The sequence below is a fragment of the Amycolatopsis decaplanina DSM 44594 genome (assembly GCF_000342005.1).
Lineage (GTDB): Bacteria > Actinomycetota > Actinomycetes > Mycobacteriales > Pseudonocardiaceae > Amycolatopsis > Amycolatopsis decaplanina.
Genome location: NZ_AOHO01000058.1, coordinates 134,440 through 158,708, shown reverse-complemented (window position 1 = coordinate 158,708; position 24,269 = coordinate 134,440). Strand labels below are relative to the sequence as shown.

General features: G+C 69.9%; 26 protein-coding genes. 11 read left to right on the top strand and 15 right to left on the bottom strand.

Annotation, left to right across the window (positions count from 1 at the left end; all coding sequences use genetic code 11):
• Positions 1 to 51: 51 nt before the first annotated feature.
• Entirely contained in the window at positions 52 to 1,035 is a 984-nt protein-coding gene (rfbB, locus tag H074_RS20055; protein WP_007031880.1) for a dTDP-glucose 4,6-dehydratase, read from the top strand.
• Between the two features lie 4 nt (positions 1,036 to 1,039).
• A complete protein-coding gene (gene rfbD, locus H074_RS20050; RefSeq protein WP_007031879.1) occupies positions 1,040 to 1,912 on the top strand; it encodes a dTDP-4-dehydrorhamnose reductase in 873 nt (290 codons plus the stop codon).
• Between the two features lie 85 nt (positions 1,913 to 1,997).
• Here the strand turns inward: rfbD and H074_RS20045 are convergent, their stop codons facing one another.
• The 3 genes from H074_RS20045 to H074_RS20035 are packed head-to-tail and all read right to left on the bottom strand — an operon-like array spanning position 1,998 to position 6,563.
• Positions 1,998 to 3,086: a glycosyltransferase family 4 protein gene (locus tag H074_RS20045; RefSeq protein WP_007031878.1), complete on the bottom strand. Its 1,089-nt coding sequence runs from the start codon at positions 3,084 to 3,086 to the stop codon at positions 1,998 to 2,000.
• Positions 3,079 to 5,592 carry a glycosyltransferase gene (locus tag H074_RS20040; RefSeq protein WP_007031877.1) on the bottom strand — a complete coding sequence of 838 codons (2,514 nt, stop codon included), beginning with the start codon at positions 5,590 to 5,592 and terminating at the stop codon, positions 3,079 to 3,081. The genes H074_RS20045 and H074_RS20040 overlap by 8 nt, the downstream gene beginning before the upstream one ends.
• A gap of 32 nt (positions 5,593 to 5,624) precedes the next feature.
• Positions 5,625 to 6,563, bottom strand: coding sequence for a glycosyltransferase family 2 protein (locus H074_RS20035; protein ID WP_007031876.1), 939 nt, complete (start codon positions 6,561 to 6,563; stop codon positions 5,625 to 5,627).
• Positions 6,564 to 6,582: 19 nt separating this feature from the next.
• On the opposite strand from H074_RS20035, the gene H074_RS20030 reads away from it, so the two are divergent.
• The 4 genes from H074_RS20030 to H074_RS20015 all read left to right on the top strand — a co-directional run bounded on the left by H074_RS20030 (position 6,583) and on the right by H074_RS20015 (position 10,969).
• Complete coding sequence (locus H074_RS20030) at positions 6,583 to 7,650, top strand: glycosyltransferase family 4 protein (protein ID WP_007031875.1); 1,068 nt, start codon at positions 6,583 to 6,585, stop codon at positions 7,648 to 7,650.
• 102 nt (positions 7,651 to 7,752) lie between these two features.
• Entirely contained in the window at positions 7,753 to 8,898 is a 1,146-nt protein-coding gene (locus H074_RS20025) for a glycosyltransferase family 4 protein (protein ID WP_007031874.1), read from the top strand.
• Positions 8,899 to 9,006: 108 nt separating this feature from the next.
• The gene (locus H074_RS20020; protein WP_007031873.1) at positions 9,007 to 9,870 is read left to right on the top strand and encodes a glycosyltransferase family 2 protein; all 864 of its coding nucleotides are present in this window, start codon (positions 9,007 to 9,009) and stop codon (positions 9,868 to 9,870) included.
• A gap of 58 nt (positions 9,871 to 9,928) precedes the next feature.
• Positions 9,929 to 10,969 (top strand): serine hydrolase domain-containing protein, encoded by a 1,041-nt coding sequence (locus tag H074_RS20015; protein WP_007031872.1) that lies wholly within the window; start codon positions 9,929 to 9,931, stop codon positions 10,967 to 10,969.
• An 84-nt stretch (positions 10,970 to 11,053) separates the two neighbouring features.
• On the opposite strand, the gene H074_RS20010 is transcribed toward H074_RS20015, so the two are convergent.
• Both H074_RS20010 and H074_RS20005 read right to left on the bottom strand, forming a co-directional pair.
• A complete protein-coding gene (locus tag H074_RS20010; RefSeq protein WP_007031871.1) occupies positions 11,054 to 11,491 on the bottom strand; it encodes a hypothetical protein in 438 nt (145 codons plus the stop codon).
• A gap of 213 nt (positions 11,492 to 11,704) precedes the next feature.
• Entirely contained in the window at positions 11,705 to 12,157 is a 453-nt protein-coding gene (locus tag H074_RS20005; RefSeq protein ID WP_007031870.1) for an adenylyltransferase/cytidyltransferase family protein, read from the bottom strand.
• Positions 12,158 to 12,267: 110 nt separating this feature from the next.
• On the opposite strand from H074_RS20005, the gene H074_RS20000 reads away from it, so the two are divergent.
• The gene (locus H074_RS20000; protein ID WP_007031869.1) at positions 12,268 to 13,164 is read left to right on the top strand and encodes a DNA-3-methyladenine glycosylase family protein; all 897 of its coding nucleotides are present in this window, start codon (positions 12,268 to 12,270) and stop codon (positions 13,162 to 13,164) included.
• 4 nt (positions 13,165 to 13,168) lie between these two features.
• Here H074_RS20000 and H074_RS19995 read toward each other — a convergent pair whose 3' ends face one another.
• The 7 genes from H074_RS19995 to H074_RS19965 all read right to left on the bottom strand — a co-directional run bounded on the left by H074_RS19995 (position 13,169) and on the right by H074_RS19965 (position 18,127).
• The gene (locus tag H074_RS19995) at positions 13,169 to 13,387 is read right to left on the bottom strand and encodes a hypothetical protein (RefSeq protein WP_039922927.1); all 219 of its coding nucleotides are present in this window, start codon (positions 13,385 to 13,387) and stop codon (positions 13,169 to 13,171) included.
• A 65-nt stretch (positions 13,388 to 13,452) separates the two neighbouring features.
• Entirely contained in the window at positions 13,453 to 13,809 is a 357-nt protein-coding gene (locus H074_RS19990) for a GntR family transcriptional regulator (protein WP_007031867.1), read from the bottom strand.
• A 20-nt stretch (positions 13,810 to 13,829) separates the two neighbouring features.
• On the bottom strand, positions 13,830 to 14,471 hold the full coding sequence (locus tag H074_RS19985) for a hypothetical protein (protein ID WP_235096818.1): 642 nt from the start codon (positions 14,469 to 14,471) through the stop codon (positions 13,830 to 13,832).
• Between the two features lie 30 nt (positions 14,472 to 14,501).
• Complete coding sequence (locus H074_RS19980) at positions 14,502 to 15,047, bottom strand: NUDIX hydrolase (protein WP_007031865.1); 546 nt, start codon at positions 15,045 to 15,047, stop codon at positions 14,502 to 14,504.
• A complete protein-coding gene (locus tag H074_RS19975) occupies positions 15,044 to 16,381 on the bottom strand; it encodes a coenzyme F420-0:L-glutamate ligase (protein WP_039923015.1) in 1,338 nt (445 codons plus the stop codon). Before H074_RS19975 ends, H074_RS19980 begins: the two co-directional genes overlap by 4 nt.
• Before the next feature lie 7 nt (positions 16,382 to 16,388).
• Positions 16,389 to 17,396, bottom strand: coding sequence for a 2-phospho-L-lactate transferase (cofD, locus tag H074_RS19970; RefSeq protein ID WP_007031863.1), 1,008 nt, complete (start codon positions 17,394 to 17,396; stop codon positions 16,389 to 16,391).
• Positions 17,393 to 18,127, bottom strand: a complete 735-nt coding sequence (locus H074_RS19965) for a GNAT family N-acetyltransferase (protein ID WP_007031862.1) — start codon at positions 18,125 to 18,127, stop codon at positions 17,393 to 17,395. Before H074_RS19965 ends, cofD begins: the two co-directional genes overlap by 4 nt.
• Before the next feature lie 53 nt (positions 18,128 to 18,180).
• On the opposite strand from H074_RS19965, the gene H074_RS19960 reads away from it, so the two are divergent.
• From H074_RS19960 to dapC, 3 genes are all read left to right on the top strand, one after another.
• Positions 18,181 to 18,372: a hypothetical protein gene (locus H074_RS19960; protein ID WP_007031861.1), complete on the top strand. Its 192-nt coding sequence runs from the start codon at positions 18,181 to 18,183 to the stop codon at positions 18,370 to 18,372.
• Between the two features lie 109 nt (positions 18,373 to 18,481).
• Positions 18,482 to 18,802 (top strand): ferredoxin, encoded by a 321-nt coding sequence (fdxA, locus tag H074_RS19955; RefSeq protein WP_007031860.1) that lies wholly within the window; start codon positions 18,482 to 18,484, stop codon positions 18,800 to 18,802.
• Entirely contained in the window at positions 18,799 to 19,890 is a 1,092-nt protein-coding gene (gene dapC / locus H074_RS19950; RefSeq protein WP_007031859.1) for a succinyldiaminopimelate transaminase, read from the top strand. Before fdxA ends, dapC begins: the two co-directional genes overlap by 4 nt.
• Positions 19,891 to 19,975: 85 nt before the next feature.
• Here the strand turns inward: dapC and H074_RS19945 are convergent, their stop codons facing one another.
• Positions 19,976 to 20,584 (bottom strand): TetR/AcrR family transcriptional regulator, encoded by a 609-nt coding sequence (locus H074_RS19945; protein ID WP_007031858.1) that lies wholly within the window; start codon positions 20,582 to 20,584, stop codon positions 19,976 to 19,978.
• A gap of 79 nt (positions 20,585 to 20,663) precedes the next feature.
• On the opposite strand from H074_RS19945, the gene H074_RS19940 reads away from it, so the two are divergent.
• Complete coding sequence (locus H074_RS19940; RefSeq protein WP_007031857.1) at positions 20,664 to 22,067, top strand: FAD-dependent monooxygenase; 1,404 nt, start codon at positions 20,664 to 20,666, stop codon at positions 22,065 to 22,067.
• Here H074_RS19940 and H074_RS19935 read toward each other — a convergent pair.
• Positions 22,043 to 23,014 (bottom strand): CHAD domain-containing protein, encoded by a 972-nt coding sequence (locus tag H074_RS19935; RefSeq protein WP_007031856.1) that lies wholly within the window; start codon positions 23,012 to 23,014, stop codon positions 22,043 to 22,045. The two genes, H074_RS19940 and H074_RS19935, sit on opposite strands and share 25 nt — an antisense overlap.
• Before the next feature lie 259 nt (positions 23,015 to 23,273).
• Positions 23,274 to 24,260, bottom strand: coding sequence for a 2,3,4,5-tetrahydropyridine-2,6-dicarboxylate N-succinyltransferase (dapD, locus tag H074_RS19930; RefSeq protein WP_007031855.1), 987 nt, complete (start codon positions 24,258 to 24,260; stop codon positions 23,274 to 23,276).
• Positions 24,261 to 24,269 lie beyond the last annotated feature (9 nt).

Here is a 24,269-nt window from a genome sequence, read left to right as displayed (position 1 = left end):
GGTCGTGACACACTCGGCCGGTCGGTGAAGTCGTAGAGGGAGGATCGCGGGATGCGAGTGCTGGTCACCGGGGGTGCCGGGTTCATCGGTTCGCATTACGTCCGGCAGGTGCTGACGGGGGCGTACCCGAGCTTGGCCGACGCCGAGCTGATCGTGCTCGACAAGCTGACCTACGCGGGCAACGAAGCGAACCTGGAGCCGGTGCGCGAGAACCCGCGCTACCGGTTCGAAAAGGGTGACATCTGTGACGCCGCCCTGGTCGGCGAGCTGATGCGGGGCATCGACCTGGTCGTGCACTTCGCCGCCGAGTCCCATGTGGACCGCTCGATCGCCGGCGCGGCCGACTTCGTGCTGACCAACGTGCTCGGTACGCAGACCTTGTTGCAGGCCGCGCTCGAGGCCGAGGTCGGGAAGTTCGTCCATGTGTCCACGGACGAGGTCTACGGCTCGATCGACGAGGGATCCTGGGCCGAAGACCACGCGCTGGAGCCGAATTCGCCGTACTCGGCGTCGAAGGCGTCCTCGGATCTGCTGGCCCGTTCGTTCTTCCGCACCCACGGATTACCCGTCTGTGTCACGAGGTGCTCGAACAACTACGGTCCGTACCAATTCCCGGAGAAGGTCATCCCGCTCTTCGTGACCAACTTGCTCGACGGCAAGAAGGTCCCGCTCTACGGCGACGGGCTCAACGTGCGTGACTGGCTGCACGTGGACGATCACTGCCACGGTATCCAGCTCGTCGCCGACGACGGCAGGCCGGGCGAGGTCTACAACATCGGCGGCGGCACGGAACTGACGAACCGCGAGCTGACCGAGCGGCTGCTGACAGCCGTCGGCGCGGACTGGGAGAGCGTCGAGCCGGTCGAGGACCGCAAGGGGCACGACCGCCGGTACTCGGTCGACATCACCAAGATCTCGGAGGAGCTCGGTTACGCGCCACGGAAGTCCTTTGAGGACGGTCTCACCGACACGGTCGCCTGGTACAGCGGAAACCGACCGTGGTGGGAGCCGCTGAAGAACCGCGCGGGGGAGTGAAGAGGTGCTGAGCATTCTCGTGCCGGGAGGATCCGGGCAGCTGGGGCAGGACCTCGCGGCGCTCGCCGCGGACGCCGCGACCCCGTCGTCATCGGAGCTGAACGTGCGCGACACCGGTCAGGTCGTCGCCGCGGTGACCGAATGGGCGAACCGGGCGCGGGCGGCGGGAGCGTCGCCGGTGGTGATCAACGCGGCGGCCTACACCGCGGTGGACGCGGCGGAAACCGATGAGGAACGGGCGTTCGCGGTGAACGCCGACGGCCCCCGGGTGCTCGCCGCGGCGTGCTCGTCACGCGGGGTGCCGCTCATCCACGTGTCCACGGACTACGTCTTCGCCGGTGACGCGACTTCGCCGTACGAGACCGGTGATCTTCTGGGCCCGCTCAACGCCTACGGCCGGACGAAGGCGGCAGGCGAGGACGCGGTGCTCGGCTCGGGGGCCCGTTCGTGGATCGTGCGGACGTCCTGGGTGTACGGCAAGACCGGCTCGAACTTCGTCAAGACCATGGCGCGGCTGGAAAGGGAACGCGAAGAACTGTCCGTAGTGGACGATCAGACCGGTTCGCCGACCTGGTCCCGCGATCTCGCCGCCGGGCTACTGGAACTGGCCGGTCGTGTCGCCGCCGGAGAAGGGCCCTCGCAACGGGTGCTGCACTGCACGGGCGGCGGATCGACGACGTGGTGCGGGTTCGCGAAGGCGATCTTCGCGGAACTCGGCGCGGACCCGGCACGGGTGAAGCCTTGTACGACGGCGGAATTCCCCCGTCCGGCGGCGCGTCCGGCGTTCGGAGTGCTGTCGAACGCCTCATGGCGTGAGGCGGGTCTCACGCCGCTTCGGGACTGGTCTGACGCGCTGAAGGCCTACTTCGCTTCCTGACCCCCACGCAATTAGTCACCTACTTGCCTGACCGCATTCGCGCGCCGGAAGGCCTACAGGGCAAGTAGGTGACTAATTGCGAGGGTCAGTGTTTCGTGCTCGCCTGGCGGTACGCGGCGACGGTCAGTTCGGCGCACGCGCGCCAGGTGAAGTTCGCGACGTGGGCGCGGCGCGCGGCCGAAGTGGCGACGGCGTGCGGATCGCTGACGGCCATCCGCAGCGCCTCCACGAGCCCGTCGACGTCCTCGTAGGGGACCAGACTCGCGCAGTTCCCCGCGACCTCGCGCAGCGCCGGGATGTCCGTGCACACCACGGGCACATCCGACGCCAGCGCTTCCAGCACCGGGAGGCCGAAACCTTCGTCGCGCGACGGCAGCACCAGTGCGCTGGCCCCGGCGACGACCCGCCGGAGGTTCACGTCCGACAGGTAGCCCACATGCCGCGAACGCGGGCCCACCGCGAACGAACCGGGGCCGACGAACACCAGATCCGGCAGATCCGGCGCGGCCTCGTGCGCCTGCTGGAGCCAGTGCAGGCCCTTCCGGGGTCCAGGGGCACCGGCGAAGAGCAGATACTTGTCCGGAAGACCGAGTTCCTTGCGGCGTTCCTGGTCCGGCGGGCGCGCGGTGAACCAGGCCGGGTTCACGCCGAGCGGGGTGACGATGATCTTGCCGCGGTCCACGTCGAGCCGTTCGGCGACCTGATCGGCCACAGCGTTGGTGGGTGTGCAGATCGCGTCGGCGAGCCGGGCCCCGCGCCGGACCAGTTGTGGCAGCTCGTGATCGCTCGGCGCGAGCTCCCCGGGAGCGTCCAAAAAGGCCAGATCGTGGATGGTCACCACGCCCGCCGCGCGGAACCGGCCGGGAAGCACGAAGTTGGTGCCGTGCACGACGTCCGTCGGCCCGGCGAACAGCTCCACCGGCGGCAGCTGCGAGCGCAGCCACGCCTTGCGCAGCAACCGCGCCGCCACCGGCATGCCACGGGCCCGGACGCCGTGCGGGAGCACGTGCCGCAGCCGTCGCCAGCCGCGCAACGTGAAAGCGACCGCGCGAGTGTCCACTTCGGACATCGACGCGAGCTCTTCGGACAGTGCGACGGTGTACCGGCCGATACCCGTCCTGGCACCGAGAAGCGGGGTCCCGTCGAGCAGGACGCGCAAGGGGCGGTCAGCCACGGCCGAGCCTCTGCTTGGCGACCTTGACCACCCGGCCGCCGACGCGCCGCACGAGTTCCTTCGGGCCGCCGTCGGCGAGGTACTCGCGGATCAGGTCGACGTCGCGGCGCAGCATTTCCTTGCCCCGCACCGGTTCGGTGACCACCAGGTCGCCGGAGCCGGGCAGCCGGTCGGCCGCGGGCCGCGGGTTCCGGCAGAACTCCACCAGCGGTTTCAGTGCTTCCGGCCAGGCGTAACGGCGGGCGACGGCGGCCATCCGCTCGACGCAGCCCGCGGCGAACTCCTCGTCGTACAGCGCCTTTTCCAGCGCGTCGGCCAGCGCGTCCACGTCCTCGGCCGGGACGACGACGCCGAGCCGTTCCTCGCGGACCAGGTCGGCGAACGAGTCGCCGTCGGTGGTGACGATCGGCAGCCCGGCCCACAGGTAGTCCAGCACCCGGGTGCGGAACGCGAACGTCGTCTCGACGTGCTCGTAATGCGTGGTGACGCCGCAGTTCGCGTCCAGCAGCCAGTTCTGGCGCTCTTCGTACGGCACCCACTGCTGATTGAAGAACACGTGCTTGCCGGTGAGCCCGAGCGTGTCCGAGAGCAGCATCGTGCGCGCGCCGATGTCCATCTCGGTGACCTCGGGGTTGGGATGCTTCATGCCGAGGAACACCAGGCGGACGTCGCCGCGGCGCTGCCGAAGCCGTTCGATCGCGCGGACCAGGGTCAACGGGTCGAACCAGCTGTATACCCCGCCCGCCCACAGCACGACGTGGTCGGTCTCGCCGATGCCGTCCAAAGTGGACCGAAGGCCGGGGCCGGTGCGGACCGGTGCCTGCGGCGACAGGCCGAACGGGACGATCGACAGCAGCGACTGGGTGGTCGGGTCGGCGTCGTACAGCCGCGGCGAGAGCCTGCCCATCGCGGCGAGGTGGCCCAGCCAGAAGTGACGCTGACGCTCCGACGCGCACAGGAAGAAGTCCCCGCGTTCCAGTTGCGCGTCGAGGACCTTGGTGACCCCGATGAGGTCCAGTGCCCGCTTGTCGTCGGGAACGCCCTTGCCCTGTTCGAGCAGTTCGAGGTGCATCGGGTCGTACAGGTCCGCGACCACGATCTTGTGCGCGTACTGCTTCTTGAGCGAGGGCGCGAGCTCCAGCACGTGCCCCTGCAGGACGATGATGTCGGCCCAGGCGATCGGGGTCTCCAGCTCGCGCCGGGTGGCCGCGCTGACCCGGAACGGCGCGGGCGGCGGATCGGCGAGGGGATTGACCGTCACCAGGTGGACGTCGTGTTCGGTGGCCAGGGTCGCGGCCATGTTCCACGCGCGGATCGCCGGACCCGCCATCCGTTCGGTGATCGCGTCGCCGGTGATCACCAGTACCTTGCGGCGCTGTCCGAAGAGCGCGTCGATGCCGAACGTCTCGACCAGGACGTCGTGCGCGGCGAGATACCGCGGCAGCGGATACGCGGGCTCCAAGGCCTTGCGCAGCAAGGGAAGCAGGTCGGCGTCGGTGCGGACGCGGGCGGCCTGTTCGGCGGCGCGGGACTCGGCGAGCGACGGCAGCAATTCGACGAACTGGTCGATCGCCAGCACGCCGGCCAACGTCGTCCTCGGCACCTCGACCGGTCCGGTCTCGGCCGGGCCGACACCCTGGGCGAGGTCGAATTGGGTGGCGTCGAGGTCACCGCGCGCCGTCGCCCGGCGGACGGCCAGCGCCAGCGCGGCGGGCAGCGCGCGAGAGAGCGTCTCGTCGGAGAGGTTCTTGTACAGTGCCGCCAAGGCGTTGCGCTCCAGCAGGAACGTCTCGCGTCCGGAGTCCGGAGTGTCCACTGTGGACATGGTGGCGTGGTGCTTGTGGTAGGTCAGCGACTCCGGCACGTAGCGCACGCGCCAGCCGCGCAGGTTCAGCCGCCAGCCGAGGTCGACGTCCTCGTAGAACATGAAGAATCGCTCGTCGAACCCGCCGAGTTCGGCGAATACGCCGGCGCGGACGAACATCGCCGAACCGGTCGCGAACAGGACGTCCTTGGCGATCTCGTGTTCGGCGGCGGGGACGTCCGACAGCGGGCTGCCGGCGTGGCGCTTGTAGCCCATGCCGAACCAGGTCAAGCCCGCGTCGACGAAGTCGGTGCCGGTGCCGTCCCAGTCGAGGACCTTGCTGGCTACCGCGGCGACGGTCGGCTGGGCGCGCAGTTCGGCGACGGCCGCGCCGACCCAGCCGGGAGCCGGGCGGGCGTCGTTGTTGAGGAAGGCGAGGACGGTGCCGGTGGCGTGCTTCGCGCCGAGGTTGCAGCCGCCCGCGAAGCCGGAGTTCGCCGGGGACTCGACGAGCTTGACGCCCGGGGCGGCGGCCTTGATCTCGGCCACGTCGGTGCCGCCGGAGGCGTTGTCGACGCAGATGACCTCGAGGTTCGGGTAATCGTGTTCGGCGAGTGCGCGCAGGCAGGTGACGGTGTCGGCGGCCCCCCGGTAGTTCACCACGATCACCGAGACGACCGGTTGCGTTTCCCCCTGCGCCAAAGCCGTACTCCCTGCACTCGATTGGACCAAGCTTAAAGCCCGGCCCATGCGTCCCAGACCGCGCCTCGGCCCAGTGTCGCCCGCCGTCCGATGGCCCGCCGCTCGACCAGCGTGCGCGGCAGGCGGGCGGCGACGGCGCCCAGGACGCGGCACCGGAGGCTCAGACGGAAGTTCGGTGCCTCCGCTTTCTTGTTTCGGCGGAGTCCTCGGAGGGGCAGAACCAGGGTCAGCACGGCGAACTTCACCAGCTGGCGGACCGCCACCGCGCGCGGAGCACACCGCAGAAGGGTCAGGAGGCGGTTGCGTTCATTCCACAGGTGGAACTGGACCGAACCCGGCCGGGTGCTCGCGCCATGCTGATGGGTGACCTCGGCCTCGGCGCCGACGACGTCCCAGCCCGCCAACCGCAGCCGCCACGCGGTGTCGGTGTCCTCGTAGTAGCAGAAGTACGAGGCCGGGACCCCGCCGACGGAACGCAGCGCCTCGACGTCCAGCACCGCCGCGCCCCCGCAGAAGCCGAAGACCTCGTCGGCGGGTTCCGGCAGGTCGGCGCCGTGGCCGTCGGTGGTCAGGCGGACGCCGGTGGACTGGACGGTCCCGTCGGCCAATGTCAGCCGGGCGCTCACGGCCGCGGCGAGCGGAGCCTTCCCGAGGGTGTCCTCGCAGGTCGCGAGCCACTCAGGGGCCGGGGCGGCGTCGTCGTTCAACCAGGCCATCAACGGAGTGTCCACTTTGTCCAGTGCGGCGGCCATGGCCCCCGCGTAACCGGTGTTGCGCCGCAGCCGGAGCACCTCGGGCTTCGACGGATGGGCGGCGAGCAGGGCGGACGTTCCGTCGTCGGAGGCGTTGTCGACGACCAGGGTCCGATGTGGGCGGGACTGCGTGGCGAGGGCGTCGAGGCAGGCGGTGATGTGCGCGGCGCCGCGCCAGGTGACCACGACGACGGTGGTGCTGGGTTCGGCGTCGGTCATGCCAGAGAGAATAGAGACCATGCCCGAACTGGTCGTGCTCGCCGAGCAGCTGCTGGCGCCGGTCCCCGGCGGGACCGGCCGCTACACCGGCGAACTGCTGCGGGCGCTCGCCGCGACCGCGCCGCCGGGCTGGACGGTGTCGAGCGTGGTCGCACGGCACACCGATGTCGATGCCGCGGTCGTCGAGGGCGTCGCGGGGCCGCGAGTGCTGCCGATCCCGCCTCGGGCACTGATCGCCGCTTGGCAGCTGGGCCTGCCGTGGTGGCCGGGCGGCGACGCGGTCCACGCGCCGACACCGCTCGCCCCCGCCCGGGTGCCGAAGGGGCGGACGCTGTCGGTCGCGGTGCACGACACCGTGCCGTGGACGCATCCCGAGACGCTGACGCCTCGCGGCGTCGCGTGGCACAAGGCGGTGATCGCGCGGGCCGCGTCGCGGGCGACCGCGCTGACCGTGCCCACGCAAGCGATTGCGGACGAGCTCACCGGGCTGGTGCCGGTTTCCGTGCCGTTGCGCGTGATCCCGCACGGTGTGCGGCCGCCGTCCGGGTTCGCCGAGGTCGCGCTGCCGGAGCGGTACGTGCTCGCGATCGGGACGATCGAGCCGCGCAAGGGTGTCGACGTGCTGATCGACGCCGTCGGCCGGATCGGGGTGCCGCTGGTGCTGGCCGGGCAGCCGGGCTGGGGTGGCATCGACCCGGCGGCGCTGGCGCGCGAGCACGGCGCCGACGTCCGGCTACTGGGGAAAGTGAGCGACGCGGAGCTGGCGTTCACGTTGCGCGGCGCGTCGGTGCTGGCGATGCCGAGCCGGGCGGAGGGGTTCGGGCTGCCGCTGATCGAGGCGATGGCGGCCGGGGTGCCGGTGGTGCACTCGGCTGTCCCGGCCCTGGTCGAGGTCGCCGGGGGAGCGGGTGTCACCGTCCCCGTCGGTGAGCGGCAAGCGCTTGCGGATGCCCTTCGAGACGTCCTCGACCATCCGGAGCGCGCGGCAGCGCTGCGTGACAGCGGTCTCAGCCGTTCGAGTGAGTTCACCTGGCAGCGTGCCGCTTCCGCCGTTTGGGGCCTCCACCTGCGCGATCAGGTTGCCTGACAAGAAGCAACCGGAGTTTCCCTTGGTTGAGAGAATCTGTCGGTTCTTCACCGCGGAGCTAGTGCGCCGCCGTACCCTCCTAGGGTGACCGATGACCCTCGCGTGCTGATCGACGCGACCGCCGTCCCCGCGGACAGGGGTGGCGTCGGTCGTTACGTGGATTCGCTGGTCGCGGCGCTGGACGAGGACGGCGCGCGGATCACCGTCGTCTGCCAGCCGCGGGACGCGGTGCTGTACGACCGGCTGGCGCCCGGCGCGCGGATCGTGCCCACCTCACCGTCGACTTCGACCAGGACGGCCCGGCTGACCTGGGAGCAGGCGACCCTGCCCCGGCTGGTCCGGCGGCTCGCCGCCGACGTCGTCCACTCGCCGCACTACACGATGCCGCTGGCCAGCCCGGCCGCTTCGGTGGTGACGCTGCACGACGCGACCTTCTTCACCGACGCGGTCCTCCACTCTTCGGTTAAAGCGCGCTTCTTCCGGGCTTGGACCGCGACGGCGCTTCGCCGCGCGACGCTGTGCGTCGTGCCGAGCATCGCGACGGCGGCCGAGCTGGAGCGCGTCGGCCAGGTGCGCACTGTGCGCACCTCGGAAGTGGAGATCATCCACCACGGCGTCGAACCGGATCGGTTCCATCCGCCTTCCCCCGCCGAGATCGAGGCCGCGCGCAAGGCCGTCGGGCTCGGGAAGACGCCGTACGTCGCCTTCCTCGGCGCGCTGGAACCGCGCAAGAACGTGCCCGCGCTGATCCGCGGCTTCGCACACGCCGTGATCGGCAGGCCGAACCCGCCGGCGCTGGTGCTGGCCGGGCAGCCGGGCTGGGATTCGCAGGTCGAACGCGCGCTGGACGCCGTTCCGCACCGGCTGCGGGTGATCCGGGCCGGATACCTGCCGTTCGACACGCTCGCCGGCTTCCTCGGCGGTTCCGAACTGGTCGCGTACCCGAGCCTCGGTGAGGGATTCGGGCTGCCGGTGCTGGAGGCGATGGCGTGCGGCGCGGCGGTGCTCACGACACGGCGGCTTTCCCTGCCGGAGGTCGGCGGGGACGCGGTCGCTTACTGCGGTGTCGGTGCCGGAGACGTCGCTGCGGCCATCTCCGAGCTGCTCGACGCCCCTTCACGGCGCGCCGAGCTGGCCGAGGCCGCGCTTCGGCGGGCGAAGGAGTTCTCGTGGGCCACGACCGCGGAGCGGCACCGGGAGGCTTACGCGAAGGCTTGGTACCGGCATGCGCAGCGGCGGGCGGGCTGAGAGGTTACTGCTGGCCTCGTGAGTGGTAAGGACGGTTCTAACCGTCCTTACCACTCACGAGGTGGGTGGGGCCGGAGTCGCGTTCGGTGACGGGTGGACAATGGCCGCGTGACTGAGCACCCCAGCTACGGCGACGGGATCGCCGTCGTGACCGTGACGTACTTCCCCGGCGAAACCCTCGAGAAGTTCCTCGACACGCTCGAGAAGGCGACGGATCGGGACGTCCAGGTCGTCGTCGCCGACAACGCCTCGACGGACGGCGCGCCGGAGAAAGCCGCCCGCCGGGACAACGTCAAGCTGCTCAGCATCGGCGAGAACGTCGGTTACGGCACGGCCGCCAACCGAGGTGTCGCGGAACTCGACGACAGCTACGGCTGGGTCGTCGTGGTGAACCCGGACCTCGAATGGGAACCCGGTTCGCTCGACGCGTTGCTCGAGGTGGCCGAGCGCTGGCCGCGCGGTGGCGCGTTCGGCCCGCTCATCCACGATCTCGACGGCACGGTCTACCCGTCGGCCCGGCTGCTGCCGTCGTTCGGCCGCGGGATCGGGCACGCCGCGTTCGGCAAGATCTGGCCGGGCAACCCGTGGACGCGGCAGTACCGGCAGGAGACCGGCACCCCGGTCGAGCGCACGGCCGGCTGGCTTTCCGGGTCCTGCCAGCTGTTCCGTCGCGAGGCCTTCGACTCGGTCGACGGGTTCGACACGCGCTACTTCATGTACTTCGAGGACGTCGACCTCGGTGACCGCCTGTCCCGCGCGGGTTGGCTGAACGTGTACGCGCCTTCGTCCAGTGTCATGCACATCGGCGGGCACTCGACTTCGCAGGCTTCGGCGAAAATGCTGCGCGCGCACCACGAAAGCGCGTATCGCTACCTCGCGGACCGTCACCGCGGTCTCCTGTGGAAGCCGGTCATGCTCGCGGTGAAGGCGGGCCTCGCGCTGCGGCTCAAGCTCGAAACGCGCCGGAAGTAGCCGTTCCGGTCACCGGAACTCACGCGACGTGGCTTCCCGTCGTCGTTACCGTCGGTGCATGGACTTCGCCGCACTGGACGCCTGGTTGACGGAACGCGCCGGGGAGGACCGCTTCTCCGGGGTCGTGCTGATCCGGCGTGGCGACGAGACGCTGTTCGAAAGCGGTTACGGCCTGGCCAGCCGCCGTTGGTCGGTGCCGAACGCGCCGGACGTCCGGTACGACACCGCGTCGATCACCAAGGTCGTCACCGCGCTCGCGGCACTGCGGCTGGCCGACGAGGGACGGCTGGACCTCGACCGCCCGATCGGCGAGATCATCGACCTCGGCGGCACGGCGATCGCGACCGGGGCGACGACGCGGCATCTGCTCACGCACACGTCCGGGATCGCCGACGACGCCGACGAGGAAGCGGGCGAGAGTTACGAGGCGTTGTGGGTCGGCAAACCGGTGTACTCGGTGATGGACACGCGGGACCATTTGCCCAATTTCGCTTACCGGACAGCGAATTTCGCGCCGGGCGAGGGCTGCCGGTACTGCAATTCGGGGTACGTCCTCGCCGGGCTGGTGATGGAGGAGATCACCGGAAGGCCGTATCGAGACCACGTCCGCGAGACCGTGCTCGACCGAGCGGGGATGACCGATTCGGGTTTCTTCGACCGGCGCGATCCTGAGCCGAGGGTCGCCGAAGGCTGGGACCCGATCCTCGACGGCGAGCGGATCACCGGCTGGAGGCAGAACATCTTCAGCTACCCGCCGATCGGTTCACCCGATGGGGGTGCGTACTGCACCGTCGGTGACCTGGTTCGGCTTCTGCGGGCGATCCGCGAGGAACGGCTCTTGAGCCCTGAGCGCACGGAGGAGTTCCTCACGCCGCAGGTGCTCCACAGCAGTGGCGTCTGGTACGGCTTCGGCCTCGAATTCGTCCTGGCGCCGGACGGCTCGGTGCGGCACTACTACAAGGACGGCGGAAACGTCGGTGCCTGCTCGCTCATGCGGCACTATCCGGCCGAAGGGCTGGATGTCGCGATGCTGTCCAACGCCACGTACGGCGGGGGTGCGGCGATCAAGGAGATCGACCGGATGATCCAAAGCGCCTGAGGCGGGTGCCCCGAACCTGCAATGAAAGGCCCCTTCATCGCAGAATTTGCGATGAAGGGGCCTTTCATTTCACGCGCGTAAGGGCTAGATGCCGTCCAGCCGCCGTGAAAGGTTCGACCGCCCCGAAGGGTTCTGCTTCACCGTCGGCACCAGGCCGCCGACCTCGTTCTCGACAGTGTCCGGCTCCGGCTGTTCGATCAGGGGGCTTTGCACCGGCGCGGCGGGCGGCCGTCGGGTGAGCGGGGTCGTCGCCTGCGGTAGAGGCCTGGTCGGCTGGGGGGTGCCGGGACGACGGGGATACGGCTGCGGCTGAGTCGAGCCTTCGCCCCGCGCCGGGGGCAGGTCCAGCCGCGTCGTCGGTTCGTGTCCCGCGAGCGGGTGATCGTTCTCGGCGATCAGTGAAGCCGGTAGCTGAGTGGTGGTGTCCGGGTCCGACGAACGGTCGATCTCGGAGACCACCGATCGGGGGATCTGCTGGGTGTTCGCGGAGTCCATCGGAGACGTCGCGTTGTCCGGTGTCACGACGAAGGCTCCACGCGCGCTTGCGCGTGCGAGCAAGGCGTCCGCCCGAGCACGGGGGTCCATTCCCCTAGGCCTCCCGACTGACCTGGGGCCCTCTGGGTTCAGGGCCGACTGTGTGTTGTCTAGGGTAGGCCCTAGGAGCGGCCGCCGTAAGCAGACCCGCAAACGTCTTGCGACAAAAGTTGCCGAGCACACGGCCGGCCCCCTGGGAACTCAGGCTTCCATGTCCGAGAGGATCCGGGTGCTGGAGTCGGCCTTGTCCGTGCCGCCGATGCCGTAGATCATCGAGATGTTGTTCCGGGCCCCGGCCTCGACCTCGTCGGCCGGGAGCTCGTCGACGTTGCGCCGATCCCCGCCGTTGCAGAACTCGAGTTCCGTGTCCGGGTACGCCGCGCGGATCAGGTCGAACGATTCGTCGATGCCCGGCCCCTGCTCGACGGCGATGTACACGTCGTCGACGATGCGCAGCGCGCGGACGATCCGGGCACGGATGTCCTCGGTCTGGATCACCCTGCCCTTCTTGAGGACTTGCTGGTGATCGTTGTTGACGATGACGATCAGGTAGCCGGAGCGCGCCTGCGCGGCCTCGAACAGGTCGAGATGGCCCTGGTGGAGCGGGTTGAAGTACCCACTGACGATCGAGGCCTTCGCCGGTCGCGATGTCATCGTCGGTGTCCTCCGTCGGCTTACGGTTGGGGGGGCATCAGCTTAGCGTCGGCGGTGCCGATCGCCGGTGGCCCGCGTAACCCTAGCCGAGTGCCGGGTAGTTTCAGCGTGTGCGATTCCGTCCTGCCTTCGAGCTGGACCTGGACACGGTGCTGGGTCCGCTGAGCCGTGGGTCGCGTTCGCCCAACGTCGTCCGCACCGAGGGCGGGGTCACCTGGCTGGCCGCCAACACCGCGGACGGCGCGGGCACGCTCGCGCTGCTGCGGCGCGCGGACGGCGAGATCGAGGCGGAGGCCTGGGGCCCCGGCGCGGACAGGCTGCTGGAAGGCGTCCCGGCGATGCTGGGCGCGCACGACGACGACTCCGGATTCGTCGCGCACCACGACGTCATCGCGTCGGCGCGGCGCCGGAACCCGGGGCTGCGCCTCGGCTCGACCGGCCGGGTGTGGGACGCGCTGGTGCTCGCCGTGCTGGAACAGAAGGTGACCAGCGCGGAGGCCCTGCGATCGTGGGGTGAACTGTGCCGCTGGTTCGGGGAGCAGGCGCCAGGGCCGGGGCCGTCACGGCTGCGCGTGCCGCCGACACCGGTCGCCATCCGATCCATTGTGGACTGGAAATGGCATCGCGCCGGGGTGGACCTGAAACGGCGGACGACGCTGATCGCCGCGGCCCGCGTCGCGCCGCGGCTGGAGAAGGCCGTCGAACTGAAGGGTGTCGAAGGCCGGGCCTGGCTGCGGAAGGTGCCCGGCATCGGTGTGTGGACCGCCGCGGAGGTCGCGCAACGCGCCTGGGGAGACCCGGACGCGGTGAGCTTCGGCGATTACAACATCCCGTCGATGGTCGGGCACGCGCTCGTCGGCACGAAACTCGACGACGTCGGGATGTCCGAGGTGCTGGCACCGTATTCGCCGCAGCGGCAGCGCGCGGTGCGCTATCTGTCGACGGCCGGATTCCGCCGTCCGAGGTTCGGGCCGAAGATCGAACTCCGCGACTACCGCGCGATGTGACGGCCTAGTTTCCCCAGCCCTGCGGCGGGTAGGTCTGCTGCTGGCTCGGGTACTGCGGCGGCTGCTGAGGATACTGCTGGTGCGGGACGTGGGGCGGGTACTGCTGCGGTGGGTACACCGGGGGTTTCGGCTTGCTGAGCGTTTTCACCAGGAAGAAGATCCCCACGCCGACGGCGGCGAGGAACAGGACGATGATCAGCAGCATCAACACGGAGACTCCCATTCCGTGAGGTTAACCGGTCGATGATCCTCGTGAGTGGTAAGGACGGTTCTAACCGTCCTTACCACTCACGAGGTGCCCAGCGCGGCGTCGATGATCGCCTTGGCCTCGTCGCGGCCGAGACCCAGCTTCCTGGTCAGCGCGGCGTAGTCGGCGGCCGCCTGCCTCGCCCGCTCGCGGGTCTCGTCGCCGACGGCGCTCACGAACGTCCCCGCCCTGCCGCGGGTCTCGATCAGGCCCGCTTCTTCGAGTTCGCGGTAGGCCTTGGCGACCGTGTTCGGGGCGATGCCGAGGTCTTCGGCGAGTTTCCGTACGGTCGGGAGTTTCGCCCCGACGGGCAGCGTGCCGTCGTTGATCCGCTCCGCGTAGGCGGTGCGGACCTGTTCGAAGGGCGGGACCGAGGAGTTCGGGTCGACCCTGACCATGCGGTTTCTCCCTGCTGGGGTTACTGGCTGGGCGGGACCACCTGGGTGCGATCGCCGCCGCCACCGGGCACGACCTGGGTGGCGTCACCGGCGCCGCCGGGCACTACCTGCGTCCGGTCGGCGCCCGCGGGCGAGACGACCTGGGTGCGGTCGGCGGCCGCCTGCTGCTGCGGGGACACGACCTGCGTGCGGTCCGCGCTGCCGTCGATCGGCGGTCCGGCCTGCGGAGGAGGCGGCGGGAAACCGGGCGCGGGCATGGGCGGCTGGGACGCGCCGAACGGGTTGGGCGCCGGGGCGCCGGGCGGCGGCGGAAAACCCGCCGGGGCCGGGGCAGGGGGCGGCGGGAAGCCGGGTGCCTGGCCGAAACCGGGCTGAGGCGGAGGGAAACCGGGCTGCTGCTGCCAGTTGCCCTGCGGGGCGGGGCCACCGGCGGGCGGGGGAGGCGGAGGGAAACCGGGAGCCGGGCCGCCACCGCCGAAGTTCGGGTTCTGGGGGAAGGTCATCGGCGGCTTCTTCGCCTGGTTGACCTTCACGATGATCACCACGATCACGATGATGACAATGATGATCGCCAGGATCAGCAGGACCCAGCCGGCGCCGTCACCGTCCCCGCTGCTGTGGACCCGGACCCGGTCCAGGTATGGCGTCAGCGTCGTCAGCATCATTCCCCCTTCAGGACGTCAGCCGACACCCTAACGGCCGGGAGCCGCGGGCACGGCGGCTTCCATCAGTTCGGCGAGATCTTCCGACCCTTTCGGCAGGGAATTCACCGGCCACCAACGAAGATCGTCCGATTCGTCGCTTTGGACCGGTTGTGCTCCCCGTGGTGCGCGCACCACGAAACGCACGTCGAAATGCCGGGTCGGCACGCCGAGCGAGCACGTGATCGGGTGGACGTCGAGATGCACCGGGGCCGGGTCGATCACGAGGTCCTCGATGCCGGATTCCTCGCGGGCCTCACGAAGAGCGGCCTCCGTGAGCGTCGGGTCTCCGGGTTCGCAATGCCCGCCGAGCTGCAACCAGCGCCCGACTCGCGGATGCAGGGTGAGCAGCACGTTCTCCGCGTCGGCGTCGAGAAGGACGGCCGACGCGGTGATGTGCCCGGCCGCGCATTCGCGACGGCAGACGTCGTCGCGGGCGGCGAGGAAGCCGAGATAGGCCTGTCGCAGGGATTCCTGGGCGGCGTCCACCGGTCGCCAACCGGACAAAGTGGACACAACGTCGTCGTGCAGGGTCACAGTTCGAGAAGTCCTTCACCGGGTTCGACGGGACCGCGCGCGGGCGGGAGGGCGGCGGGATGTCCGATCGCGACCGCGCCGAGCGGCTCCCAGTGCTCGTCCAGGCCGAGGACGTCGCGCACGATGTCCGCCGCGAAGATGGTCGACCCGATCCAGCACGAGCCGAGGTCTTCGGCGGCGAGCGCGACCAGCAGACCCTGCACGGCCGCACCACCGGCGACGGTGAACATCGTGTGCTCACAAGCGTTCCGGCGGTCGTCGCGGTAGGTGTGCGCGCCCTCGGCGACGAGGAACGGCACCACGACTTCGGGCGCGTTGTACAGGATGTCGCCGCGGCTGAGCCGCTTCGCGACCTGTTCAGGCGTGAAGTCGTCGCCTTCGAGATCGGCCTGCCACGACGCCTTCATCGCGTCGAGAAGCTTGCGGCGCAAGCCTTCCTCGCGCAGCCACACGAACCGGACCGGCTTCGTGTGGTGCGGCGCGGGCGCCGTCAGCGCCGTCCCGACCGCTCGGCGCAGCACCTCGGGATCGACCGGTTCGCCGGTGAACGACCGGATCGAACGCCGCGCGAGCACGGCTTCCCGGCGGCCTTGGGCGATGGATTCGTTGGTGCCGAGACGGAACAGGTCCTCCTCGACCGGCCGGAGCAGTTTGCGGGCGGTCGAACCGTCGTCGGTCAGCCGAAGGCCGCGCACGACGGCGACCGGCGTCCCGCCGAGCTTGCCCTTGACCAGATCCGCCGCGGCGGCGAGTTCGTCGGCGATCGCCACCTCGGTGACGGCGAGTTCGTTGCCCTGGCTGTCGACCTCGCCCGCGTACGAATGCAGCACCCGCAGACCGGACGCGCCGATCGCGGCGTCGGTCTGGCCGACCCGCCACGCGCGGCCCATCGTGTCGGTGACCACGACCGCGACCTCGACACCGAGCCGTTCCCGCAGCCCGTTCCGCAGCGCGAGCGCGGAGGCGTCCGGATCGGACGGGAGCAACGCGACCTCACCGGAGGCCACGTTCGACGCGTCCACGCCGGACGCCGCCTGCACGATGCCGAGCTTGTTCTCGGTGATCACCGTCCGGTTGATCCGCGCGATCACGCGGACGGACTCCTCCTCGACGAGCTTGCGCCGGGCGGCGTCGCGCTCCTCCGGATCGGCCGGGACGCGGATCAGCATGCCTTCGGCCTTGGAGACGATCTTGCTCGTCACGACCAGGACGTCGCCCGAACGCAGCCACGGGGCCGCCTCGACGATGGCCCCGGTCAGGTCGTCGCCGGGACGGAACTCCGGCAGCCCTTCGACCGGCAGGATCTCGATCTTCGCGGAAGCATGGTCAGGCAGTTTTTCGTCAGGCAACAGAAACTCCGGCCAGGTCGAAGGCCGCGCGCACCATCGCCGCGGTCGCGTCCACATCGGACATCAGCAGGGGCACATCTCGGACGGCGACGCCCGGCACGTCGACGGTTTCCCCCTCGGCGACCAGCCAGCCGTCGAGCACGCCCTCCGGAGATTCCTTGCGGGAACCGTAATGCCGCCCGACGGCCTCGGCGGAGGTCTCCACGCCGATCGCGCTCAGGCACGCGTCGGCCATACCGCGCAACGCCTTCCCGCCGATGATCGGCGAGACGCCGACGACCTTGGCGCGCGTCTTCCGCAGCGCGTCGCGGATTCCCGGGACGCCGAGCGTCGTGCCCACCGAGACCACCGGATTGGACGGCGCGAACAGCACGATGTCGGCGGCCGCGATCGCGTCGAGTACCCCCGGCGCCGGCTTGGCCTCGTCGGCGCCGACGGCGATGATCGAATGCGCCTTCGGCTCGGCGCGGTAGCGCACCCACCACTCCTGGAAGTGGATCGCCTTGCGCTGGTCCGAAGCTGTGTCCGAGTCGGGGTCGTCGATCACGACATGCGTTTCGACGCGGTCGTCCGACATCGGCAGCAGGCGCACGCCCGGCTGCCAGCGATCGCACAGCGCCTCGGTGACCTGTGACAGCGGATAGCCCGCGCGCAGCATCCGCGAACGGATGAGATGGGTCGCGATGTCCTTGTCGCCCAAACCGAACCAGGTCGGCTCGGCGCCATAGGCGGCGAGCTCCTCCTTGACCGTCCAGGTCTCGCCGGCGTGGCCCCAGCCGCGGTCGGTGTCGATCCCTCCGCCGAGGGTGTACATGCAGGTGTCCAGGTCCGGGCAGATGCGCAGACCGTGCATCCACACGTCGTCCCCGGTGTTCACCAGCGCGGTCACCTCATGCGGCGATTCCGGCGCGGAACCGGTCGCGGGCAGACCCAGTGCTTGCTTGACGCCCAGCAGGAAGCGGGCCCCGCCCACTCCGCCGACCAAAATGACGACCTTCACGACGGGCGATCCTCGCACGCGCCGGGACCCGGGGCCCAGTAGCGGTACCTGTGGTGCTCCGTACAGCCCAGGCTCTCGTACAGCTTCAGCGCGCCGGAATTCGCCACGGCGACCTGCAGCAGCATCCCGGTCGCGCCCTGGCCGGCGCCCCATGTGCCCACGGCGTTCATCAGCCCGCGTGCCAGTCCCCGCCGCCGGAACTCCGGCCGTACCTCCAAACGGGCGATGTGCAGCCACTCGCCGACGATCGCGCCGCGGACCGCCCCGGCCGTGACGCCGTCCGCTTCCACGATCCCGAAGCCGACCTTGCCGGTGCCGAGGACATGCCGCGGCGCCTCCGGTGGCTCGGCGCTGCCCGCCGTCATTTCCCACCATCCGGACGTCGGCTCGTCGAGAATCACCGCTCCCGCCGAGGTCCCTCGCGATAGTGGCCCCGTCAGCAGGCGAACCTCGTGCGCGGGGCGGTGTTCCACATAGTGGACCCAGCCGTGCGCCGAGATGGCGGCTTCGGTGGACGTGTTCTGGATCACCTGAACGACCGGCGGGATGGCATGATCGAGGGCGAAGTCGCAGACGGCCCGCAGGGCCTCTGGCAGCGGTTTTCCCGGGTCACCGATCGCCAGGGCGCTGTTGGCGCGGGCGGTGAACCCGCCCGCCCAGCGCAGCCTCCAGTCGCCGATCCGGCTCTCCGTCAGGGGAGTCCAAGCCTGACTACAGGTGAGCTCGAGCATTTCCGCACTGTTCACGGTTAGATTGTGCCAAGGAAGGCAGTGGAGGGACCCCGATGAGCATCGCGCGCAAGGACGACAGGCACAACGAAGACCTGGTCCGCGAGATCTCTGACGGCTTCAACCGGGCGTTGGGCGCGGAAAAGGCCGTCGAGCAGGACGCGGAAGCGGCGAAGCCCGCCGCACCGAAGTTCGTCATCACCGGGGACAGCAGGGCCACTCCGCCGCCGCGCCGGAAAGACCGCTGAAAGCCCATATCCGGCCTACGGATAAGGGTGGCCTAAGCGGGCCGGTCGCGCCCGTGGGCGCGTAATGTCCGTTGAAGACTGGTGAAGCAGAGATAAGCAGGAGTACGCAGTGACCTACGTGATCGCCGAGCCCTGCGTCGACGTGCTCGACAAGGCGTGTATCGACGAGTGCCCCGTGGATTGCATCTACGAGGGTGACCGCATGCTGTACATCCACCCGGACGAATGCGTCGACTGCGGTGCCTGCGAGCCGGTCTGTCCCGTCGAGGCGATCTACTACGAGGACGACGTCCCCGACGAGTGGAACGCCTACACCAAGGCCAACGTCGACTTCTTCGACGAGCTCGGCTCGCCCGGCGGTGCCTCCAAGGTCGGCAAGACCAGCCACGACCCCGCCTTCATCAAGGCTCTTCCCCCGCAGGGCGAATGAGCCGGGTCGCTCTTCCTGATTTCCCCTGGGACTCCCTCGCTGAAGCCAAGGCAAAGGCCCAGGCGCATCCCGGCGGCATCGTCGACCTGTCGATCGGCACGCCGGTGGACCCGGTCCCCGAGAGCATCCGCGCGGCGCTCGCGTCCGTGTCGGAGATCCCGGGGTATCCGACCACGCACGGGATCCCCGAGCTCAGGGCCGCCGCGATCGACTCGCTTTCGCGGCGGCACGGTATCGAGGGTATTCCCGAAGCGGCCGTGCTGCCGACGATCGGTTCGAAGGAGCTGGTCGCCTCGCTGCCGCGGCAACTGGGGTTCGGCCCCGGTGACCTCGTCGTCATCCCCAAGGTGGCGTATCCGACCTACGAGGTCGGGGTGCTGCTGGCGGGTGCTTCCCTGCTGCGCGCGGACAGCACTTTCGCGCTCGGTCCGCAGCGGCCTTCGATGCTGTGGATCAACTCGCCGTCCAACCCGACCGGGCGCGTACTCGGGGTCGACCACCTGCGCAAGGTCGTCGAATGGGCGCGGGAACGCGATGTCGTCGTGGTCTCCGACGAGTGTTACCTGGCGCTGGGCTGGGAAAGCGAGCCCGTGTCGATCCTGCACCCCTCCGTGCACGGCGGCTCCCTCGACGGTCTGCTGGCCGTCCACTCACTGTCGAAGTCCGCGAACCTCGCCAGCTACCGCGCCGGGTTCGTCACCGGTGACCCGAAGCTCGTCGCCGGGTTGCTGGAGATCCGCAAGCACTCCGGGCTGATCGTGCCGCGGCCGGTGCAGGAGGCCATGGTCGCCGCGCTGCGGGACGACGAGGCGCTTGCCGTGCAACGGGAACGCTACGCGCGCCGCCGGCTGGTGCTGCGGAAGGCGCTGCTGGACAGCGGTTTCGAGATCTCGCATTCCGAGGCGGGGCTGTATCTCTGGTCCACACGCGGCGAATCCGCGCTCGACACGGTCGACTGGCTCGCCGAGCGCGGCATCCTCGCCGCGCCGGGCACGTTCTACGGGCCGACCGGCGGGAACCACGTCCGGATCGCCTTGACGGCGACGGACGAGCGCATCGACGCGGCCGTGGAGCGGCTCGCTTCCTGATCGCGGCGCGGGCTGAAGGGGACTTTCCCCGCATCCGACGCGGTGAAAGCGCCCTTCGTCGCGTCGGATGCGGCCATGGGCCCCTTCAGCCCACGTCGCGGCCCGTGAAGCCCCGGTAGGCGAACCGCGTCAGCGCCTCGATGGCTTCCTCTTCGGAGACCGATGACGGGTCCAGCAGCCACGTGTGCGCGAAACCGTTGACCAGTTCGCCCATCATCGCGAGCGAGAGCCGTTCCGACGCCGGCAGTTCCATACCCGCCGCGGTGATGTATCCGAGGTGGTCGAGGATGTCGGCCGCCTGATCGGCACCGAAGCGCGCGTAGGTGCGCGCGAAGTCGTCGCTGACCATCGCGGCCTGGCGCAGCGCGAGCATCGTCGCGGCGTTGTCGCGATGGAAGTTCCAGTACTCGCGGACGTGCCAGCGCACGGCTTCCGGGTCGGTGAAGTCGGCCTTGTGCTCCGGTGAGGCCGCGTTGACGTCGCTCGCCGCCGCGAGGTCCGCGAGGAGTGCTTCGAGCAGTTCTTCCTTGCTCGCGAAGTGGTTGTAGAACGAACCCGCGGCACGTCCGGCTTCCGCCGTGATGTCGGTGATCTTGGTGTTCAAGTACCCCTTCGCCGCGAAAACGCGCTTCGCCGCCTCCTTGAGCGCGGCCTCGGTCTCCGCCGCCTTCTCCTTGCGGCTCGTCGCCGTCATCGGCACCTCCTTGACACGGAAGGCTAGCAACGGTCAAGCTGAATCTATATTCACTGAATATGCATTCACTGGAGGAGAGATGACCGAGGTGCTGATCGCGGGAGCCGGGCCGACCGGGCTCACGCTGGCCATCGACCTCGCACGCCGCGGCGTCGGCGTGCGGATCGTGGAGAAGGCCGAGACGTTCTTCGAGGGCTCACGCGGAGACGGCCTGCAGCCGCGCACGCTGGAGGTCTTCGAGGACCTCGGCGTGCTGGACGCGGTGCTGGCAGCCGGGCAGGCGCCGGTGCCGATGCGAATCCACTTGGGCGGTGAGGTCGTCGGGGAGCGGATGATGGCCGAACTCGTCGAACCGACCCCGGACGTGCCGTATCCGAACGGTTTCTTCCTCGGCCAGTCGCGGACCGAAGGGATCCTGCGCGACCGGCTCGCCGAATTCGGTGTCCAGGTCGAGCTCGGCACCCCGCTGCTCGGCTTCGAGCAGGACGCGGACGGTGTGACCGCCGAGCTGCCGGGCGAGCGGGTCCGGGTCGAGTACCTCGTCGGCGCGGACGGCGGGAAGAGCTTCGTGCGCAAGGCGCTGGGGATCGCGTTCGAGGGCACCACCGACGAATCGGTCCGCATGCTGCTGGGCGATGTCCAGGCCGAGGGGCTCGATCGCGCGTACGGGCATTGGTTCGCGAAGCCTGAGGATCCGATGTCGGGGATCGTGCTAACACCGCTGCCCGGCGTCCCGCACTTCCAGTTCGGCGCGCCGCTGGGCGAGGAGGAGGTCGAGGCGTCGCTCGACACGTTGCAGTCCCGGCTCGACGAGCTGTCCGGCGGTGGGGTCCGGTTGCACGATCTCGCCTGGTCGACGGTGTGGCGGCCCAACATCCGGCTCGCCGGGCGTTTCCGGGACGGGCGGGTGTTCCTCGCCGGCGACGCCGCGCACGTCCACCCGCCGACCGGTGGGCAGGGACTCAACACCGGCGTCCAGGACGCGTACAACCTGGGCTGGAAGCTCGCCGACGGTTCACCGGAGCTGCTCGACAGCTACGAGTCCGAGAGGCGCGGGGTCGCCGCGCGAGTGCTGAAGATCAGCACTGAAATCCTCGAGAAGTACAAAGAGGGCGCGGATGACGCGCACGAGCGCGGCGAGAACACGCGTCAGCTCGACATCGGCTACCGCGGCGGCCCGCTCGCGCCCGCGGCGACCGGCCGGATCCGGCCCGGCGACCGCGCCCCGGACGCGCCGCTGAAGGACGCGAACGGCAAGTCAGTCCGGCTGTTCGAACTGCTGCGCGGCCCGCGGGCGACGGTGCTGGTGTTCGGCGACGGCCCAGCGCCCGAAGGCGCGCGGCGGATCCTGCCCGCGGGCAGCCCGCTGTCCGATGTGGACTTCGAGGACGTCGGCGGGCATGCCTTCGCCGCGTATGAAGCCGGGAACGGGCGGCAGGTGTCGATTCGCCCGGACGGCTACATCCGCGGGCTCACCGCCTGAGCGGCCTCGTCGACCTCGGCCCAGACGTCGCGCCACACGGCACGGACCTCGGCGCGGCGCAGCAGTTCCTTCTCCGCGACCCGGCCCGCGATGAAGGCGACCTCGGGGTCGACGGAGGCCACGACGCCGCGCATCCGATCGGCGGCGACGCAAGCGTCCTGGTGGTCGCCGAGGACGGTCTGGAAGTTCTTCGTGGCTTTGATCAGCCGTTGGATGCGCTCCGCTTGCTTCTTCTTCGCGGCGGGCTTGGCCATCTCGGCGGCGTAGCGGAGTTTCTTGCCGTAGATGCGAAGCGCGTGAAGGTCGTCGTCCGGAGGATCGGCGGGAAGCGCCTTCACCGCCTTCGCGAGCTTTCGATGCGGCTTCGCGAGACCGGCGACGAGATCGGCCGAGGTCGGGTCGGCCTCGGAGGCGGGCTCCTCGGCGGCTGGCTGCCGGGCGAGACGGCCGATGTCCTGCAGCATCGAGGCGTACCGGGGGCTGGCGAGCGCGCGGGTGAGCCGCCGCTTCGCGACACCGCGTTCGGTGACGAACTTCGAGACCAGACGGCGCGCGGCCGGTTGGTCGCGCACCTCGAATTCGGCGACGACCTCGCGGAGATGCCCGATCAAGACGTCGTAATCGCGGACGTCGCCGAGGGATTGGCCGAGCCAGCCGAGTTCGGCGCGCACAGGCTCGGCGTCCGGGCCGACGAGGCGGCCCGAGAGCTTGAGGACGCTTCGCATGCGGCGCAGCGCGACCCGCATCTGGTGCAGGTCTTCAGGGTCGGCACCGGATTTGGTGCCCGGCTCGTGCGCGAGGAGCGCGCGGATCTCGATGTCGAGTTTGACCCGGACGTGGGTGGCCGCCGGATCGCCCGGCCCGGCTTTCGCGGGGCGGTCGCCGAGCCCGAGCGCGGCCGGAGTGGTCGAAGGGACGTTCTTGCGCGGCAGGGCCTCGGCTGTCACAAGATGAATTCTAGGTGAACAGGCAAGGTGGTCCAGGTCGTGAGAGAAGCAAGGGACCTTTGCTACCGCTCCCCGGGGGAGAGTGGTAGCAAAGGTCCCTTGCTCTCTTTTCGCAGGTCAGGTCTTCGGGTGACGCAGCCGGGCATGTCGCGAAAGCCACTTTCGGGACATCAGACGTCGCGAAAGTGGCTTTCGCGACACCCGCCGGACCCCGCCGGACCCAGGCGGTAGCAAAGGTCCCTTGCTCTCTTTTCGCAGGTCAGTTGGCGTGCAGGGCCGCGTTCAGCTCGATGCCGACGCCGGTGCGCGCGACGACCTCGACGGCGCCGGTCCCGGAATTCCGCCGGAACACCGCGCCCGAGATGCCGGACAGCTCCAGCGCCTTCACGACCTTGCCCTCGAAGGTCACCTTCGTGCCGGCCGTGACGTACAGGCCCGCTTCGACGACCGAGTCGTCGCCGAGCGAGATGCCGACGCCGCCGTTCGCGCCGATCAGGCAGCGCTCGCCGATCGAGATGGTCTCCTTGCCGCCGCCGGACAGCGTGCCCATGATCGATGCGCCGCCGCCGACGTCGGAGCCGTCCCCGACCACGACGCCCGCCGAGATCCGGCCCTCGACCATCGAGGCGCCGAGCGTGCCGGCGTTGAAGTTGATGAAGCCCTCGTGCATGACCGTGGTGCCGCTGGCCAGGTGCGCGCCGAGGCGGGCGCGGTCGGCGTCGGCGATGCGGACGCCGCTGGGCACGACGTAGTCCACCATCCGCGGGAACTTGTCCACGCCGTAGACGGTGACGTTGCCGCGCCCCCGCAGCCGCAGCCTGGTCGCCTCGAAGCCCTCGACGGGACACGGCCCGTGGTTGGTCCACACGACGTTCGCCAGCAGGCCGAAAATGCCGTCGAGGCTCGCGCCGTGCGGCCGGACCAGACGGTGCGACAGCAGGTGAAGGCGCAGGTAGACGTCGTGCGTGTCACCAGGGGCGTCGGCGAGGCGGGCGATGGTCGTGCGGACCGCGACGACCTCGACACCGCGGTCGGTGTCCGGGCCGAGCTGGGCGGCGGCTGCCTCGCCGAGAGCCTCTGAGGCCTCTTCGGCGGTCAGCCGTACCGTGCCGGCCTTGCCTTCGGCGGACTCGGTCAGCTTGGGCAGCGGGAACCAGGTGTCCAGCACCGTGCCGTCGGTCGTGACGGTGGCCAGTCCGACGCCGGTGGCGCCGGTCGTTTCGGGGTCAGGGGTCTGCTCGCTCACGACCTGAAC

What these genes read in the sequence shown, in the direction of transcription:
- rfbB (WP_007031880.1), top strand. Translation starts at nt 52, where the DNA reads ATGCGAGTGCTGGTCACCGGGGGTGCCGGGTTCATCGGTTCGCATTAC.
- H074_RS19960 (WP_007031861.1), top strand. Translation starts at nt 18,181, where the DNA reads ATGAGCATCGCGCGCAAGGACGACAGGCACAACGAAGACCTGGTCCGC.
- H074_RS19945 (WP_007031858.1), bottom strand. Translation starts at nt 20,584, where the DNA reads ATGACGGCGACGAGCCGCAAGGAGAAGGCGGCGGAGACCGAGGCCGCG.
- H074_RS20035 (WP_007031876.1), bottom strand. Translation starts at nt 6,563, where the DNA reads ATGACCGACGCCGAACCCAGCACCACCGTCGTCGTGGTCACCTGGCGC.
- H074_RS19940 (WP_007031857.1), top strand. Translation starts at nt 20,664, where the DNA reads ATGACCGAGGTGCTGATCGCGGGAGCCGGGCCGACCGGGCTCACGCTG.
- H074_RS19990 (WP_007031867.1), bottom strand. Translation starts at nt 13,809, where the DNA reads ATGGTCAGGGTCGACCCGAACTCCTCGGTCCCGCCCTTCGAACAGGTC.
- H074_RS19995 (WP_039922927.1), bottom strand. Translation starts at nt 13,387, where the DNA reads ATGGGAGTCTCCGTGTTGATGCTGCTGATCATCGTCCTGTTCCTCGCC.
- H074_RS20005 (WP_007031870.1), bottom strand. Translation starts at nt 12,157, where the DNA reads ATGACATCGCGACCGGCGAAGGCCTCGATCGTCAGTGGGTACTTCAAC.
- H074_RS19985 (WP_235096818.1), bottom strand. Translation starts at nt 14,471, where the DNA reads ATGCTGACGACGCTGACGCCATACCTGGACCGGGTCCGGGTCCACAGC.
- H074_RS20015 (WP_007031872.1), top strand. Translation starts at nt 9,929, where the DNA reads ATGGACTTCGCCGCACTGGACGCCTGGTTGACGGAACGCGCCGGGGAG.
- H074_RS19965 (WP_007031862.1), bottom strand. Translation starts at nt 18,127, where the DNA reads ATGCTCGAGCTCACCTGTAGTCAGGCTTGGACTCCCCTGACGGAGAGC.
- dapC (WP_007031859.1), top strand. Translation starts at nt 18,799, where the DNA reads ATGAGCCGGGTCGCTCTTCCTGATTTCCCCTGGGACTCCCTCGCTGAA.
- H074_RS20030 (WP_007031875.1), top strand. Translation starts at nt 6,583, where the DNA reads ATGCCCGAACTGGTCGTGCTCGCCGAGCAGCTGCTGGCGCCGGTCCCC.